At 52.9% G+C, this 16195-nt stretch carries 15 protein-coding genes and 1 tRNA gene; 6 read left to right on the forward strand and 10 right to left on the reverse strand.

Going from position 1 to position 16195, the window contains the following annotated elements:
- Window positions 1-14: 14 nt before the first annotated feature.
- The 4 genes from MK323_09445 to MK323_09460 all read right to left on the reverse strand — a co-directional run bounded on the left by MK323_09445 (window position 15) and on the right by MK323_09460 (window position 4974).
- Window positions 15-1076, reverse strand: a complete 1062-nt coding sequence (locus MK323_09445; GenBank protein MCH2482383.1) for a branched-chain amino acid ABC transporter permease — start codon at window positions 1074-1076, stop codon at window positions 15-17.
- The gene (locus MK323_09450) at window positions 1073-1942 is read right to left on the reverse strand and encodes a branched-chain amino acid ABC transporter permease (protein MCH2482384.1); all 870 of its coding nucleotides are present in this window, start codon (window positions 1940-1942) and stop codon (window positions 1073-1075) included. Before MK323_09450 ends, MK323_09445 begins: the two co-directional genes overlap by 4 nt.
- Before the next feature lie 37 nt (window positions 1943-1979).
- Complete coding sequence (locus MK323_09455; GenBank protein ID MCH2482385.1) at window positions 1980-3233, reverse strand: transporter substrate-binding protein; 1254 nt, start codon at window positions 3231-3233, stop codon at window positions 1980-1982.
- A gap of 94 nt (window positions 3234-3327) precedes the next feature.
- Window positions 3328-4974: a flotillin gene (locus MK323_09460; protein MCH2482386.1), complete on the reverse strand. Its 1647-nt coding sequence runs from the start codon at window positions 4972-4974 to the stop codon at window positions 3328-3330.
- 304 nt (window positions 4975-5278) lie between these two features.
- Here MK323_09460 and MK323_09465 point away from each other — a divergent pair, with 304 nt between their 5' ends.
- The gene (locus tag MK323_09465) at window positions 5279-6208 is read left to right on the forward strand and encodes a homocysteine S-methyltransferase family protein (GenBank protein ID MCH2482387.1); all 930 of its coding nucleotides are present in this window, start codon (window positions 5279-5281) and stop codon (window positions 6206-6208) included.
- A 23-nt stretch (window positions 6209-6231) separates the two neighbouring features.
- Here MK323_09465 and MK323_09470 read toward each other — a convergent pair whose 3' ends face one another.
- The 6 genes from MK323_09470 to MK323_09495 are packed head-to-tail and all read right to left on the reverse strand — an operon-like array spanning window position 6232 to window position 11922.
- The gene (locus tag MK323_09470) at window positions 6232-6960 is read right to left on the reverse strand and encodes an SDR family oxidoreductase (GenBank protein MCH2482388.1); all 729 of its coding nucleotides are present in this window, start codon (window positions 6958-6960) and stop codon (window positions 6232-6234) included.
- Window positions 6944-8008, reverse strand: a complete 1065-nt coding sequence (locus MK323_09475) for a DNA photolyase (GenBank protein ID MCH2482389.1) — start codon at window positions 8006-8008, stop codon at window positions 6944-6946. The genes MK323_09470 and MK323_09475 overlap by 17 nt, the downstream gene beginning before the upstream one ends.
- Complete coding sequence (locus tag MK323_09480) at window positions 8005-8859, reverse strand: hypothetical protein (protein MCH2482390.1); 855 nt, start codon at window positions 8857-8859, stop codon at window positions 8005-8007. The genes MK323_09475 and MK323_09480 overlap by 4 nt, the downstream gene beginning before the upstream one ends.
- Window positions 8856-9749: a glycosyltransferase gene (locus MK323_09485; protein ID MCH2482391.1), complete on the reverse strand. Its 894-nt coding sequence runs from the start codon at window positions 9747-9749 to the stop codon at window positions 8856-8858. Before MK323_09485 ends, MK323_09480 begins: the two co-directional genes overlap by 4 nt.
- A gap of 12 nt (window positions 9750-9761) precedes the next feature.
- Entirely contained in the window at window positions 9762-11051 is a 1290-nt protein-coding gene (locus MK323_09490) for an MFS transporter (GenBank protein MCH2482392.1), read from the reverse strand.
- A gap of 19 nt (window positions 11052-11070) precedes the next feature.
- The gene (locus MK323_09495) at window positions 11071-11922 is read right to left on the reverse strand and encodes a DMT family transporter (GenBank protein ID MCH2482393.1); all 852 of its coding nucleotides are present in this window, start codon (window positions 11920-11922) and stop codon (window positions 11071-11073) included.
- Between the two features lie 226 nt (window positions 11923-12148).
- Between MK323_09495 and MK323_09500 the strand changes: the two genes are divergently transcribed.
- The 5 genes from MK323_09500 (at window position 12149) to MK323_09520 (ending at window position 16173) form a co-directional block, all read left to right on the forward strand.
- Window positions 12149-13009, forward strand: coding sequence for a xanthine dehydrogenase family protein subunit M (locus tag MK323_09500; protein MCH2482394.1), 861 nt, complete (start codon window positions 12149-12151; stop codon window positions 13007-13009).
- Window positions 13009-13485 (forward strand): (2Fe-2S)-binding protein, encoded by a 477-nt coding sequence (locus tag MK323_09505; GenBank protein MCH2482395.1) that lies wholly within the window; start codon window positions 13009-13011, stop codon window positions 13483-13485. Before MK323_09500 ends, MK323_09505 begins: the two co-directional genes overlap by 1 nt.
- A gap of 69 nt (window positions 13486-13554) precedes the next feature.
- Window positions 13555-15816, forward strand: a complete 2262-nt coding sequence (locus MK323_09510; protein MCH2482396.1) for a xanthine dehydrogenase family protein molybdopterin-binding subunit — start codon at window positions 13555-13557, stop codon at window positions 15814-15816.
- 11 nt (window positions 15817-15827) lie between these two features.
- Window positions 15828-16073, forward strand: coding sequence for a MoaD/ThiS family protein (locus MK323_09515; GenBank protein MCH2482397.1), 246 nt, complete (start codon window positions 15828-15830; stop codon window positions 16071-16073).
- A 23-nt stretch (window positions 16074-16096) separates the two neighbouring features.
- A tRNA-Arg gene (locus MK323_09520) sits at window positions 16097-16173 on the forward strand.
- The last annotated feature ends 22 nt before the right edge of the window (window positions 16174-16195 follow it).

Below are 16195 nucleotides of genomic sequence, written 5' to 3' on the forward strand. Positions count from 1 at the left end.
TTTCGAGTACGACGTCACTCCTCAACTGCGGCCTCCTTGACTCGGGATCGCCCACGACGCCTTATTCTTTTCGCGGAGCGAGCTGTCATCCGACGGGAGCGCCTTCGGTCCCATAGCTGCACCAGGGAGGGAACGATGCCCTTGGGAACGACCAGTACAAAAATGATCAGAACGAGACCAAGGAAAAAATTGATATTGACCACAGCCTGGCGACCAAGAAAAGAGGTGAGATAAAACAGGACCAAGGCCCCGAGAATCGGCCCAATTAGCGTTCCTCGCCCCCCAATAATGACCCAGATTATAGCCAGTGCCGCGTTATACAGATTGTAAACATCCGGGGTAATTCGGCCGATTGAATTCGCAAACATGACGCCGGCCAGTCCCGCGATGGCACCGCCAACAGTAAACATTCCTAACTTATATAGGCGAATGTCGTAACCCAAAAGCTCCGAACGAATTTCATTCTCTCTGATAGAAACAGAAACTCGACCAAAATGGGACTTTGTCAGCCATACACAAAGGAAATACGCGCCCAGCAATGAGACCATGGCAACGTAGAACACGTCCTCGGGAAATAGAAACTGATTCGCATCCCAGGGATAATTAATTGGCGGCACGTTGATCCCGTTAAAACCGCCAATTTTTGCGATCCCAATTTTATACTCAGGACCAGAGGTCCGCCTGATGACGCTGTAGAGAATGAGCGTTACTGTCAGGGTGATCACGGCCAGGTAGACGTCGCTCAAACGTCCGTAGAACATAAAGTAGCCTAGAACAGCCGCGGCGGCGCCGGCAACCACTATCGCGAGAACAATTGCACCTGTACTACCTCCAAAGTTCAGTGCTGCGATAGCGTACGCATAAGCACCAATACCAAAAAATGCTGTTTGTCCAAAACAAAGAATTCCCCCAAAACCCCAGATCAGCCCTAGGCTCAACGCCAGTATGGCAAGACTGACCGCAGTAGTCAGACTGATGATCCCAAAAAGATCAAGCGTCTGCGGTGCGCCAAATAAGATGATCAGCCCGACTATCCCGATCGAGATAAGCGCGTTCGTATCCCGAGATCGTTTCACAGACTTCGCTTGAAGAAGCGGCCGGTGATGCCCTGAGGCATCAACCGAAGCAGAACGATCGCGAGCAGGAGCAGTGCTACTTCACCCATGGTTGGACCGATCACAAAACTGATGATGCCGTTAACCCCGCCTAACAGAATCGAGGCCGCAGCAGTACCCGCCAGGATCGCAGTGCCGCCAGAGATGACCGTAATGAATGCCTTTCCGATATAAATTGCCCCGATCGTTGGCAGGATACCGGTAATGGGTGCCAGCAATCCGCCAGCGAGACCTGACAGCGCAGCACCAATCCCAAAAGTCATGGAGTAGACGCGCTGTGTGCTAATACCCAGCGCAGCGGCCATATCAGCTGCCTGCATGGTTCCACGGGCAACCAGTCCCAGCTTCGTGTAACGCAACAGAAGATACAGCAGCAGGATCAGGATGATCGCCACAAAAATTAGGAAAACCTCGTACCCGCTGGAACTGAACTCGCCAATGGGAATTGGACCAAACGGTGCAGATATTGTCGTGGTCGTCTGGGCTCCGAATATGGTGGTAATGAGTCCGATAAAAAGCAGGCTCAGTCCCCATGTTGCCAGCAGGGTATCGACCATACGGCCGTATAGAAACCGTATCAGTACCCATTCGACGATCAGGCCAATGAGACCAACAACCAGCGGTGCCAGGATGAACATCGCTACCCAGATATTTACGCCGCTGTTTGTTGACACGATGACCGTGTAACCGCCCAACATCAGGAACTCACCATGGGCGAGGTTGATAACCCGCATCATGCCGAAAATAACCGCCAACCCGATGCTTATAAGCACCAGGTTGGCGATGCCATAGATGATTTGCAGCGTAAGAGCTGCAAAAAGATCCACTGGCGGATTCCCTAGCGGCTATCGACCCAAGTCAGATTTAATCGATTCCAGCCGCCTTTAACCCATTTTCAAAATAAAACGTTGACTGATTAGGTTGTGCAATCAGATCACAAACCAGCTGGGTATCTGTCGGCTGTTGTTGCTCGTAAGTCTGGATAATGTTGAATTTTTGATCTTTCAATTCAGCCAAGTAGACATTCTGGACCACGTGGTGGGTCTGGGGATCAATTGTGATTTTTCCACTTGGCCCGTTAATACTCGTCGGTGCATCCAGTGCCTCGATCACCTTCATCCGATCAGCAGTTCCCGCGGCTTTAACAGCTTCTGCCCAAAGATAAATACCCTCATACTGACGGGCGGCAAGCTCGTTCAAATAGGGTGCGTCAGCTCCGAATCTAGCCTGGAACCGATCGACGAAGGCCTTATTGTCCGCCGATTCAATTTCCTCAAAATAACTGTAAGCGACGATCATGCCATCGCCTTCTTCTGCAGAAATCATCAAGTGTTCATTACCAACACCAAAGGTAGTAGATGCAATCGGAACACTCTTGTTCATGCCGGCAGCAGCATACTGTCTGTAAAACGACACATGGGCACCACCGACCAACGCAGACATGACCATATCCGGCTTGGCTGCCTGGATCTTTTTGATGGTTGGTCCAAAGTTGGTCACATCAAGTGGGAAAAATTCCGTTTCGACAGGGTCACCACCATTGTCACGGACATATTTCTGGACCCAGTCGGCAGTGATGTGGCCGTAGTTGTAGTCAGCCGCAATGATGTAAACCTTCTTACCCCAATTGTTCATTGTATAGGGCACAAGTTTTTCTACGGTCTGGCCCGGTGTTGAACCTGTGCAATAGTTATTGGTATCGCAGACACCGCCTTCATACAGGGTATTGTAAAAATAAAGGGTACGGTATCGGCTCAATAATGGCCTGATTGACTCACGTGATGCTGATGTGATGCCAGCCTGAACAACATCCACCTTGTCACTGGTAGCGGCCTTTGTCGCGTATTGCGTATAGAACTGAATAGTCGACTGTGGATCGTAGACCGTCAGGTCCACCTGCTTGCCCAACAATCCACCTGCTGCATTGATCTCTTCGACTGCCAAATGACTCGCATCCACCATCGGTCTACCGTAGATATCAAGACCGCCAGACTGATCTAAAATCACAGCCATCTTTAGCGCATCAGCCGCCTGAGCTTGTCCGATAAACGCTGGGGCTGTCAGTACCGTGGCAGTTGCCGAGGCTCCTTTTAGAAAGTTTCTTCGATTGATTGTCATATCATTGTCTCCCTTGGTTTTGAATTTGAGCGATCCCACTCCAGAATCGCCATGAACTCCATCTCTATTTCAGAGTTCTTTACCCCCGAAACGCTTATTCGGTGGGATTACTTTTCCACCGATCAAAGGCCTCTTGGTCTTCAGAAGATTCCTCACCGGCCTGGTTACTCGGTGGATTCGATATCTGATCAGAAATACCCTTAATACCGTCACCAATATTGATGCCGATTTCCTCACCGAGTTTCTTCACTGCAGGCAATTGCAGTGCCATCGACAAAACACCATCAACCACCTGGTTGACAACAGCTTTATCCGTACCACTCCCGTCAGAACCACCGCCGGAATTACCAAACCCTGTGACGTGATTGATTCTGATGCTGTCGATCTTTTCAGCAGGCTTCACCATGCTGTCGACGACCTCGGGTAAGATTTCGAGCTTACGCATATGTAGCTTCATCTCGATAAGATCGTCACTTTGACTGTTCTCTGATGCAATCAGGGCAGCTTCTCCTTCGGCACGCGCTATCAGTTGGATCCGTTCGGCCTCTGCCCGCGTCATCGTTGCATCCGCCTCGGCTTTCGCCATCGCGAGCAGCGTACCTGTCTCACTGCCAACTCGGGTTTCATCAACCTCAGCCTGTTCATGAGCACGGATCATTGCTAATTCCCGTTCACGCTCTGCAACCGCAATCTCCCTTACCGTCTCAAGACCTTCTTTAGCCCGAACCTCCTCGGACTTGGCTTCTTCGACTTCGACCTGCGCCTTGGCGACTTCAGCCTGCTGCGAAGCAATCACAATCTCTCTTTCAAGTCGACGTAATTCTGATGCCTGCGCAGCGTCTAGTTCAGCCCGTCTTATTTCCCGGCCACTCTGAATCTCCTTCGCTTTGACTTCCTTGTCTTTTTCTATTCGTGCAAATTCCTGCCGCTGCTCAGAGCCAGATCTTTCTTCAGCTATGGCCGCGTCGCTAACAGCGCGCTCACGCTCAATGTTTAACTGTTGTTGAATCTGGGCTTCTTCCTCCTCCTGCTCAATGTTCAGGCGCTCCTTCGTGGCGTCCAACTTACTCTTGCGAACCGCGACATCAGCATCAGCCTCAATGACAGCACGTTCTTTCTTACTGTTTGAAACAATCTCAGCCAATCGACGAAGGCCGATAGCATTGAAGGCATTATTTTCGTCGAGTGTATTGAAAGGCGTTTGATCCAGTCGGGTCAAAGAAACCGACTCCAGTATTAGTCCGTTTTGGGACAGGTTTGGCTTCAACATCTCGTCGACCTGAGCAACGTACCGCCCACGCTCATTTTGGAGTTCGTCCATGGTGTAGTTAGCTGCCACCGACAATATCGCATCTACCAGTTTACCTTCCAGTGTCTCAGCAAGATCGTCGGGGCGAAATGTCTTGCCGGCTAAAGCCTGGGCCGCTGTCGCAACGCCTGAGTCGCTAGGATCTACTCGTACGTAGAACTCGACGGTAACATCTACACGCAAGCGATCAACGGTAATCACAGATGTCTCACCAGAGCGTACAACCTCAAGACGCGTCGTCTTCATATTGACTTCTGAGACGCGGTGCAGAAACGGAAGAGCAAGAAAGCCCCCATCCGTGATAATTCTTTGTCCGCCAAGACCTGTTCGGATTAACGCAACTTCGCGGGACGCTTTTCGGTAAAAGCGGTTCAGCAAAACAATCGCCACAATGATGGCGATGACCACTACGATCAACCAGACCCAATACATGTGCCCCCCGTCCCCCTTTTATATTTGCGAGTGTCGATTCATCATGGGAGCCAAAATACCATATTGATCCCATCACTCTGACTGTGAAATTGTATCTTTTGATGGATATTGCACAGTAGATGACAAGTCAGTCGTAAGTCAATACATCTCGTTGCCTTTTTAGACGATAATCGAGTAGTCCACAGAGGGTAATTCTCTAATATTTAAAAAGGGGTTTAGTATCCAACAAGCGATTAACCACCGTTCCTTTTGCTCAAGAATTGACTAAATTTACCCACTGACCTTTAAATAATAAGTAGGAATCATGAGTCTTGATGATCTGATCAACAGCGAACAGCCAATCATTCTCGATGGCGGGATTGGCACCGAGCTGGAACGGCTTGGCGCACCCATGGATCACGAAGCCTGGTGCGCGGTGGCTCTTGAGACCCACCCCCAACTGGTTCGGGATGTCCATAGATCCTATATCGATGCCGGTGCCGATATCATCACCGTGAACTCCTATGCCACGACACGGCACGCACTCAACAACGGTGGAATGCAGGAAAACTTCACGAGTTGGAACAAACTGGCAGTACAACTCGCCAAAGAGACACTCGATGCGAGTGAACCGGACAGAAAAATCCTGATTGCAGGATCAGTGTCGAATTTTGGCCACTTCGACGATAGATATACAGACGAACAACTGGCACCCAATTTCAGGGATCAGGCAGAGATACTGATCGAAAACGGTGTCGACTTCATTATTCTTGAGAGCCTGGGTGCCAAGACCTCCACTATTGTGACCGCACTGAATGCTATCGCTGCATTCGATGTGCCCATCTGGGTCGCCGTTAGCTGTGCGGAAGATCATGAATCAGGCCAACTATTTCTGGGTATTGAGGAAAGCAGGATCCACAGTCACAGACCGCTGGCCCACCAGTCTCTTGGGGACGCTATTAAAACCATTATGAATACAGCCGGTTCGGCCCTTCTGGTGATGCATTCAACCGTAGACACCACGCTGCCCGCACTTCAATTGATGCAGTCACATTACGACGGTCTTAGGGGTGCCTACCCCAACGCGGGCTACTGGATACGGCCCGAGTGGGCATTTGTTGATCAAATCAGCCCACAAGATTATCTGGAGCGCGCCCGCAAATGGTTGGATACCGGCGCCCGAATCGTGGGCGGCTGTTGCGGTATCGGTCCAGAGCATATCGCGGCACTCAGTAAAGGCTTGCACAACAGTTAGCGCAGTGCCAGTTATCCCAAGTTCTAGATGTTGTTGGTTTTTTTGTGAACCACCCTTTTCAGGGGTGACAGGTTGATTTCATCCACCACGGTCTCCCTTCGTGCCGAAAGTGCCCCAATGATAGCGCCCGCCACATCTTCGGGTTCGATAAAGTTTTCGGGATCAGCGCCAGGTTCAAATTCGAGGGAGTCGAAAAATCCTGTTCGCACCATACCGGGATTGATGACCGTGATCCGTACATTTGCTGCAGCACACTCGTGTCGCAGTGCCTGAGCGAACCCCCGAACTGCAAATTTGGTCGCCGAGTAAACCGCCCCATATCGGCCACCGGACAGTGCTGCTTCGGATCCCATCAGAACCACGTCGCCACCCCCGTTGCGTTTGATGACTGGCATAAAAGCACGGACAACATATATCTGACTGGTCAGATTGAGATCAACCAGTTCACTGATATCCCTGTAAGCAAACTGTTCAAGAGAACCGAACCGCCCTCTGCCTGCACAACAAACGAGCCCCGTGACTTCTGCGTAGGTTTTTGCCAGTTGTGAAAGAACATCAGGCAGCGCCGACACTTGAGCGAGATCAAGCGGCACTGGTCGAAACCGCACATTGTCTATTGTGCAGCGCTCAAAATCTCGTGCGATGCCGATAACGGTGGCGCCTTTTTCCAACAGGCACCGACTAACAGCAACACCGATGCCGCGACTGGCACCTGTCACGATCAGCGTCCGCGCATCAAATCGATCGGTCATCGCTCCTTCCTATCGGATCACTCTGACCTTGGCTGTTGGTGACCCCTTGGCGGGATGACGGCGAACAAGTATAAATCTTGTCAGCGGCGGTATAGCGCAATAACTGGTCATAACAGAAGCTCATCATCTGTTGCTCACAATCCATACTGTAAGAGATCATTTTATCGCGCGATTCAAAGGGGCCGGCAAACAATGCTTCGTCCGGATACAGACGGGTGACGTTGCGGAAATACGGTTTCGGCATGCGGAACGGTCCCAACGTAACCGAATGAATACGGTTCTCCGGGACCCGATCGAAGACATCTTCGAAAAGTCTCTGATAAAGATCCTGGTAGTGCAATTCATAGAGCACCGGATCAAAGCGAAGACCAACGTTCCAGCCGCGTTGTGCAAGTTCGGTCAATGCAGCGAGTCGTTTTTCAACTGACGGTGCCTTGTGTTCGAGCGTTGCTGCAGTCAGATCCGGTGTAAGACTGTAAGCAATCACCACATTGGGTAACGGTGCGGATTCAAACAGACTTCTGATCTGGGTACTCTTGGTCCGCAGTTCTACCTGTGCACGCGGGTGCCGACGTAACCAAACCAGCAGTTCTCGAACAAATCCGGTCACAGGCTCCAGCGCCAGGCTGTCGCAGTCGTAACCGGAAAAAAACCAAACGTCTTCGCCTGCATGGATTTTGAGTTTTTCCGCCATGCCATCAAAAAAGTGTTCGTAATTAACGAACACGACGTAATGTGCAGAACGATACATGCCCTGTAGAAAGCAGTATCTGCAATCATAAATGCAGTTCAACATATGCGAGAAATAGTAGTTGTGCTCACCGCCGATACCGTATCCCTCCGGTGCCGGCAAGACTGAGGCGCCGAACTTTTTGGCCAGTATCAGCGCAGGCTTTTTTTTCTGCAGGCGAAAGTTCTGTGCCTTAGGATTGAATACCTCCTGGTACCGATCGCAGGTGACATACGCCGCATCCGGGAAGCGCCGGATCATGTTTTCGGCGCGTTCATGCCGTGCAACGGCGTTTTCCACATAAATGGTATCTATCATGGCTGCTGTTCAACCCGATCTGCAGCCTCCGCCCCTTGTGGAGCAGACAGATTCACCGGCAGCGCTGATAGTTTGCTCTCCAGCCACGTCAGCACAGCGCTGGCGTCTTGACACACAGATGTCCCCGGTACAGCCGGTAGCTGACCTGACCTCGCCTTTAAGCGGCTCAACAGAGCAGTGAGCTGGTGGCGCTGTGAAACCGTGAAATGCCATTGTTTGAGATAAAGGGATGACAGGTCCGGCAGGGGCCGCACAGTGTCGAGAACACGGGACAGATCAGACAACTGACCGACCGTACTCTCAATAGCCGACATCTGGTCGGCTATTAACAAACTGATCTGATCTGCTGTCAGATCAAGATCTGACCCGGAGTTGTCCGAGATGATTTTCAGACTTTGAACCAGCTCGCCGGTGCTGCAACGACAGGCGATCTGATAGAAGCCGGAGGCCTCCATATCATAAGCACAGCAATCCGGGTAATGCCGCTCAGGTTCATCCACCGTGACCAGTGGCGAGCGCAGCAATTTGACATCCAGCACGTACGGCGGATACCAACTGCGTCCAGACGCGTGTTCCGTGATTCGACTCGCAAGCAACACGCTGCCGATCGGCGCTTGCTGATGGCCGGCGATACCAATGTTGAGCCAGGCCTGGTCCACGCTCTGGGCAGTTCTATGGAACAGATGGGTAACCGCGGCGGCACAGTGGGTTCGACCGATCCCGCTGACCACAAGCGACAGACTGCCATTGCAATACACAGGAAAAATACCGGCCGGGCGATCCTGCACAAGATCCAACGCCTCAATAATCGGCCCTGCCTCAGCCTGCAAAGCGACGACCAGGTTAGTCATCCGGCCACTTCCTTGGTATCGAATCGGCTGTCAGCGTATTTTCCTGATTCTTCTAGACAATGACGCGCCCAATTCCGCTTGCGCTCGTACGCCTGAATTTCATCGCGGTGGTCACGACGCCTGGCGCCCTGCAAATAGACATCCAGCTTTGTTAGCATCTCGTTGGTGGCTGATTGGATCTGCACACTTGTCAACGTCCCTGAGCAAATCAGCTTTTCAAGTGAGGCAATGCGGAATCGGTCCATGCCCCAGTATTTCGTCGACAACTGGTCGTCGTGCCCACCGTACTTCACGACCAGTTTCTCCGGCAAATAGGTGACCGGGAGTTTGGCACAAAGACGAAGCCACAGATCATAGTCCTCACAAGCGGGCAACTCTTCGTCGAAACTGCCAAAGTCCTCGAACACACTGCGGTGAAGTAACACCGCCGATGGGGAGATGACGCAGCGAGGCAGACACTGTTCGAAAATATTGCCACCGCTCTTGAGATGCTTGTTCATCGGATTAACCCGTACGCCGTTGCGAATCCAGATCTCGTCGGTATGACAGATTCGGGACCGGGGCTCTTTCGCGAGGGCCTGTAACTGCTGTTCGATCTTGGATTCACACCAGGAATCGTCAGAATCCAAAAAAGCAATCCAGTCTCCCCGAGCTGCTGTGATACCCCGGTTTCTTGCAGCACTCACACCCTGATTCGACTGACTTAACAGGGTAGCGTGAGGATAGTCAGTGTGTACCCGTTCACAAGTGTCATCGGTGGAGCCATCGTCAACGACGATCAGGTCAAGCGATGCATGGGTCTGAGACACCACAGACTGCAGTGCCCGATTGATCAGGTGTTCACGGTTGAATGTCGGCACTACGACCGAAACAGAAGGCATCGGGCTCATCACTACTCCCCACTAGCGTGCAGGTGGAGGTGGCACACGTATCAATACGGCTGTGAGTATTGCAATTACCGAAAACATAACAAACACCCACAACGACCATACATAGTCGCCAGTATAGTCGCGCAGGATACCGGAAATCAGCGGGCCGGCTGCCTGTGCGCCCACCTGAACCGCCAGCGCAGTGCCGCGAATAGCGCCATAGCTCGCCCGCCCAAAATAATCTGCCCAGGCCAGAGGCAACACAGTCAGCATGCCACCGATACCCATACCGAACAGTGCGGCGGCAGCGTAACCGTGCCAGGACTGCGTAATCCAGATCATAACCACTGCACTCAGTGCCAGAAACAATGCCGTTACCATTAACGATAAGCGTACGCCCAGGCGCCGGATGAATGCACCAAAGGCAAGACCGGATATGGCGGAAAGCAAAGAAAACGCTCCGATAATCGTCGCTGCGATGGTGGGGTCTATCCCCCGTTCAATCAGGTGGGGTACCTGGTGAAGTGAAACACCTGCCTGTACTGGATACACCAGCAGCGTGTAGAGCGACAGCAACCAGAATGTCCCGGTGCGTACTGCCTGAGCCCGAGTAAATGCCGGTTCACTTGGGCTATCTTGAGAATCCTGTGCAATCTCTTTACCGGTTTGATCGGTACCGTCGGGCACGATACCCATATCTTCAGGTCGCCGAACGACCAGCAGCCACACCGGGATGAACCCAACAATCAGAACCGTTATACCAATTGCGATCCATCCTGAACGCCATCCATGCGTATTGATAGTCAGTTGGGCAATCAGCGGCATTGCCATCAGGCCCATCATTTGCATAAACGTGGCAATGGATGTCGCAATGCCGCGTTTTCGAACAAACCAGTTGTTGACTGCACCGTAAATTCCGAGTTCAAATGGACTCGCAAAACTCATCCGGGCAATGCAGAAAAGCAGGATAAATACGATCAGTGACTGCGTCAGGGACAACAATACCGCACACACTCCGGTTACTAATACTGCCACGCAGAGCATGACCCGAGCACCGCGCCGATCCAGTATTGGTCCCAGTAACGGTGATGCTATCGCCGCCAGTACACCGCCCAGAGACACCGCAGCCGACAGGGACGTTCGGGACCAGCCGAACTCGCCAGTCATCGGCTCGATAAAGATCGAGAGGGTCGCCACCGCAGAACCCTGCCGGGCAAACCCTGCACAACACACACAGGCCAGCACCACCCAGCCATAAAAAAACGGCAGCCGGGGTTGCAACCAGGCTGGAAGAGCTCGAACGTAACTCAAACCTGCCGACATCGATGGGTCAGCACTAAAACTAAAGCTGTTGAACAGACCTGGCTTCAAGCCGGGCCATGTAGGTCGCACTGAAGACCACAACACCAGCGCCGACCCAGACCCAAATCACGGGTGACTCCGCGAAAAAAATCAGCCCGATCATTGTCGACCACACCAACTGCAGAAAATCGATCGGCTGAGACACGGTCACGTCCACCAGCGCCAGGCCACGAGCGATACATAAATGACTCGTTGTCGCAAAGATCGCCGTACCGGCCAGAAAGACGAGATCGGATTGACTGGGTGATTGCCAGACCCACAGCGCCGGGGCCAGCATGGTCAGCGTCGCATAAATCGAGAGATACACGACCAGGGTCCCGCTTGAGTCGTCGCGTACCAGAAACTTGGTCAATACTTTGGATGCGGCAAATAATGGCGCCGCCGCCAGCATTGCCAACGCACCCCACTGCACAACCGCCACTCCGGGGCGTAAAATGATCAGCACACCCACCAGACCCAAGGCAACTGCAATTATCCGGGGGCGTGTCAATCGTTCTCGTAAAAAAGCCACAGCCCCAATGACGACAAAAATCGGGGCTATAAAACTCAGCGCGGTCACTTCCGCAATGGGCAACCGGCTTGCTGCAAAAAACCACAACATGACCGCAATTGCATGAATAAAGCCACGAAACCCGTGGAGGCGCAAATGGCGGGTACGAAACAGTGCCGCACGCCTGCGTAGCACCAGCGGCAGTAGGACCAGTAACCCGAACAAATATCGGGTAAACGCCGCCTGAATGGGATGCAATTCATTACCGACGTACCGTACAAGAGCCGTGAACACAACGAACAGGATGCCGGCGAGTGCAATCCAGAGCAGTCCTTTGGTCATTGAACTCACCCGCGGAGTCTATACGACTATCCTGGCCCTTAAACAGGTGATCTTGGCGCAAGGCCTTGGTCATAGGATACTCGGATGGGACCCGTCAACTGAACAGTCTGTACTTCCCACGTGAACAGCCGAGCAAGCAGCCGGATAGAATATCTTGCCCTGAACCAGTAATATTCACCAGATTAGACCAATGTATGATGGATCAAAACCTAAACGAGTTTTCTCGATGAAATACCAAACTCCCAGCACAACCAAAGAAGCCGCTGTGCTCATCACGCGTGAACGGGGCAAAGCATTTGTACTCGCCGGCGGGACTGATCTGATGGTTCGAATGAAAAGCGGATTGACCGAGCCCGACCTGGTGGTTGACATCAAACATATTCCAGCCATGCAGTCGATCAAGAAATCCGCAACCGGTTTCCGGATTGGCGCCGCCGTCTCTGCTGCTGAAATGGGCGAAAACGCAGCGCTAAAGAAGGCTTGGCCCGGCGTCGTGGAATCTGCAAACTTGATCGGGTCAGATCAAATTCAGAACCGTTGTACCGTTGCCGGCAACCTGTGCAATGCGTCCCCTGCAGCAGATGCTGTACCAGCCTTGATTGCGGCAGGCGCAAAGGCCAATGTCGTGGGTCCACAACGCCGACGAACCGTCTTAGTCGAAAAGGTGATCACCGGGCCGGGTACAACATCACTGGCCAAAGGTGAGGTGGTTGAAGCAATCACACTACCCAAACGACCGCCCAAGTCGGGTGATGCGTACCTGCGCTTTATACCGCGATCGGAGATGGACATCGCGGTAGTGGGTGTGGGTGTCAGCCTGACGCTGGGCAACAACTCGGTCATTAAAAGCGCACGAGTCGCACTGGGTGCAGTCGCACCCACCCCATTGCTGGTGCCCGCAGCAGCTAGGGCTATCGTCGGTACGACACTGAACAAAGCTGCACTCGATAAACTCGCAGAAGCTTGTTCCTCCGCTTGCAACCCGATTGATGACAAACGCGGCACTGTCGAATTCAGAACCGAAGTCGCGGGCGTTCTCGCCCAACGTGCGGCTAAAATTGCTTACAACCGCGCGGGGGGTAAATGATGGCAGGAACACTTGTATCGACTATGATCAATGGCGATCAGACCGAGTTTGTCTGCCAGGCGAGTGAAACGCTGCTGGAAGTGCTGCGCAACCGACTCGGGCTGACCGGCTCTAAAGAAGGTTGTGGCACCGGTGACTGCGGTGCCTGCAGTGTTACGCTAGACGGCCGTTTGGTCTGTTCCTGCCTCGTGTTGGGTGTCGAGGCCCAGGGCCGAAAAGTGAACACCATAGAGGGTCTGGCAGACGGCGATAATTTGCACCCATTGCAATCCAACTTTATCAAACATGCAGCGCTGCAGTGCGGTATCTGCACACCTGGGTTTTTGATAGCCAGCAAGGCTCTGCTGGACCGAAATCCGAATCCGACCGATGAGGAAATTCGATTTGCCTTGGCGGGGAATCTCTGCCGCTGCACGGGCTACGATAAGATCGTACGCGCTGTTAAGGCCACGGCAAAAGATCTCAGGAAAAAATAACCCATTACTTGACGACAATTCCAACACGATCAAGACAACACTTGATCTAATCCGCAGGAGATGCCTGAGATGGCAAATGACACAAAGTTCAGAAACCGAAAATTCAAATCTGTAGGTACACGCCCACCGCGACCAGACGGTCTCGACAAAGTCACCGGTCGAGCGAAATACGGTGCAGACACGTTTGCCCCGGGCCAACTCATCGGCCTGGTTTTACGCTCCCCCCATGCCCACGCGGAGATTAAACGTATCGATACCTCAAAAGCTGCAAAGCTAAACGGGGTTAAGGCAGTGATCACCAGCGAAGATTTACCCGACCTTACGAACGGTGACCGTGATCTGTACGACACACTTGAGAACTGTATGGCGCGGGACAGAGCTCTCTATGATGGCCACGCCGTTGCAGCTGTCGCGGCCATCGATGCCCCAACAGCCAGGAAAGCTTTGAAGCTGATTCGCGTAACTTACAAGCGTCTGCCGCACGTAACTGATGTCGACGATGCAATGAAACCTGACGCACCGTTAGTACAACCACGGGTGTATACCCGTGGCGTATCGCCAAAGCCAGAATCGCCATCGAACGTAGCGAAGGTAAGTGAATTTGGCCATGGCGACGTCGAAGCCGGATTCAAAGCAGCCGATGTGATTGTCGAAAAAAGCTACAAAACTGAGCAGGTTCACCAGGGCTACATTGAACCACATGCCTGCCTTGCCAGTGTTGGACCTGATGGCCATGGCGAGCTCTGGGTGACCACACAGGGACATTTCATTTATCGCAATACCTGCGCTGCCTTGCTCGGCATGGAGGTCGCAAAACTGAAGGTAACCTCTTCAGAAATCGGCGGTGGGTTCGGTGGTAAAACCCACGTCTGGATGGAGCCAGTTGCGCTGGCATTGTCCCGCAAAGCCAATCGCCCGGTAAAACTCGAGATGACCCGGGACGAAGTATTCCGAAGCACAGGCCCAACCTCGTCGACTTCCATTGATATCAAAATCGGTGTAAAAAAAGACGGCAGAATCACTGCTGCAACTGCGGATTTACGTTACCAGGATGGTGCCTTTCCAGGAATCTGGGCCATGCTGGGCGCAATGACGTCCTATGCCTGTTACGACCTGAAAAATGTGAAAACGGTCGGCTACGATGTTCTCGTTAACCGGCCTAAAGTAACTGCCTATCGAGCGCCCTCTGCGCCGATGGCCGCGTTCGCCGTGGAAAGCACTATCGACGAGGTGGCTGCTGAAATCGGCATGGATCCAATTGACTTTCGGATCAAGAACGCCGCGAAAGAAGGGACCAAGTCATCCTATGGTCCGACTTACGGTCCCATCGGTATCGGCCCAACACTGACTGCTGCCAAAAAACACCCGCACATGCGAGCAAAGCTTGGAAAGAACCAAGGTCGGGGCATGGCCTGCGGCTTCTGGTTTAATTTTGGGGGCGAGACGTGTACGGACCTCAACATTGGTGCCGATGGCACAGTCACGCTGACCGTTGGCACAGTAGATGTCGGGGGCGCCCGAGCGTCACTGTCGCTGATCGCAGCCGAAGAACTTGGCATCCCGTACGAACGTGTGAAGTGCAATATCACTGATACCGCCTCGCTGGGGCACAACGACATGACCGATGGCAGCCGCGGGACCTTCTCCTCCGGCATGTCGACCATTTTCGCGGCCCGCAACGCGATCGAAGACCTGCGTCAACGGGCGGCGGCTACGTGGGAGATCCAGGTCAAAGACGTTGTATGGGAAGACGGCAAAGCGATTGCCAAAGGTAAAAAGTACAGGAAACTCAAACCGCTGAGTCTTGATGACCTGGCGGCAGCATCACCGAACACGGGCGGACCCATCGCGGGTCACAGTCAGATTGTTGCCGATGGTGCAGGTGTGTCATTCGCGAGCCACATCTGCGATATCGAGGTTGACCCGGAAACCAGCGCCACGAAAGTCGTGCGTTATACTGTCATTCAGGATGCCGGCAAGGCAGTCCATCCCGACTATGTCGAAGGTCAGTTTCAAGGTGGTGCCGCACAGGGTATTGGCTGGGCACTAAATGAGGAATATATCTACGACAGGAATGGGCGCTTACAGAATCCCGGCTTTTTGGATTACCGGGTGCCGGTCTGCTCCGACCTACCGTTCATCGACACACAGATTCTCGAGATCCCGAACCCAAATCATCCGTACGGGATTCGCGGCGTTGGCGAGACGTCCATCGTACCGCCACTGGCGGCAATCGGGAACGCTCTCTCTGATGTCGCCGGAGTTCGCATGACCCATGTGCCGATGTCACCACCACGGATACGCAAGGCCATTAAGGAAAACCAGGCCTGAGTTGAGAGACGATGCTGAAGGTCTGCTTATCCGGTCCATTTAAAGCGGCGGCGGACGGTGCTGCTTCGGTCTTGATCAGCGCAGCGACCATCCGGGAGCTGTTGCGGGAACTCGTCAAACAATATCCGGGCATGCAGAATCAGCTCGACGATGGTATCGCGGTATCTGTCAACGGCCAGATCTTTCGTGACAAGTGGTCAGAGGAGATCCCGGAAGGTGCTGAGGTCTTCCTGTTGCCGCGTATTCAGGGTGGATAGAGAAAATTGGCAAGGCAACACACGCGCCCGTAGCTCAGCTGGATAGAGTACCTGGCTTCGAACCAGGTGGTCGGGGGTTCGAGTCCCTCCGGGCGCGCCATTAAATCAAGGACTTAGAGCGA

It is taken from the genome of Gammaproteobacteria bacterium (assembly GCA_022450155.1).
Lineage (GTDB): Bacteria > Pseudomonadota > Gammaproteobacteria > Arenicellales > UBA868 > REDSEA-S09-B13.

Bases quoted from the DNA above. Each gene is read 5' to 3' on its own strand.
- MK323_09485 (MCH2482391.1), bottom strand. From the start codon at position 9,749: ATGAGCCCGATGCCTTCTGTTTCGGTCGTAGTGCCGACATTCAACCGT.
- MK323_09510 (MCH2482396.1), top strand. From the start codon at position 13,555: ATGGCAAATGACACAAAGTTCAGAAACCGAAAATTCAAATCTGTAGGT.
- MK323_09475 (MCH2482389.1), bottom strand. From the start codon at position 8,008: ATGATAGATACCATTTATGTGGAAAACGCCGTTGCACGGCATGAACGC.
- MK323_09470 (MCH2482388.1), bottom strand. From the start codon at position 6,960: ATGACCGATCGATTTGATGCGCGGACGCTGATCGTGACAGGTGCCAGT.
- MK323_09455 (MCH2482385.1), bottom strand. From the start codon at position 3,233: ATGACAATCAATCGAAGAAACTTTCTAAAAGGAGCCTCGGCAACTGCC.
- MK323_09500 (MCH2482394.1), top strand. From the start codon at position 12,149: ATGAAATACCAAACTCCCAGCACAACCAAAGAAGCCGCTGTGCTCATC.
- MK323_09505 (MCH2482395.1), top strand. From the start codon at position 13,009: ATGGCAGGAACACTTGTATCGACTATGATCAATGGCGATCAGACCGAG.
- MK323_09480 (MCH2482390.1), bottom strand. From the start codon at position 8,859: ATGACTAACCTGGTCGTCGCTTTGCAGGCTGAGGCAGGGCCGATTATT.
- MK323_09490 (MCH2482392.1), bottom strand. From the start codon at position 11,051: ATGTCGGCAGGTTTGAGTTACGTTCGAGCTCTTCCAGCCTGGTTGCAA.
- MK323_09465 (MCH2482387.1), top strand. From the start codon at position 5,279: ATGAGTCTTGATGATCTGATCAACAGCGAACAGCCAATCATTCTCGAT.
- MK323_09460 (MCH2482386.1), bottom strand. From the start codon at position 4,974: ATGTATTGGGTCTGGTTGATCGTAGTGGTCATCGCCATCATTGTGGCG.
- MK323_09495 (MCH2482393.1), bottom strand. From the start codon at position 11,922: ATGACCAAAGGACTGCTCTGGATTGCACTCGCCGGCATCCTGTTCGTT.
- MK323_09515 (MCH2482397.1), top strand. From the start codon at position 15,828: ATGCTGAAGGTCTGCTTATCCGGTCCATTTAAAGCGGCGGCGGACGGT.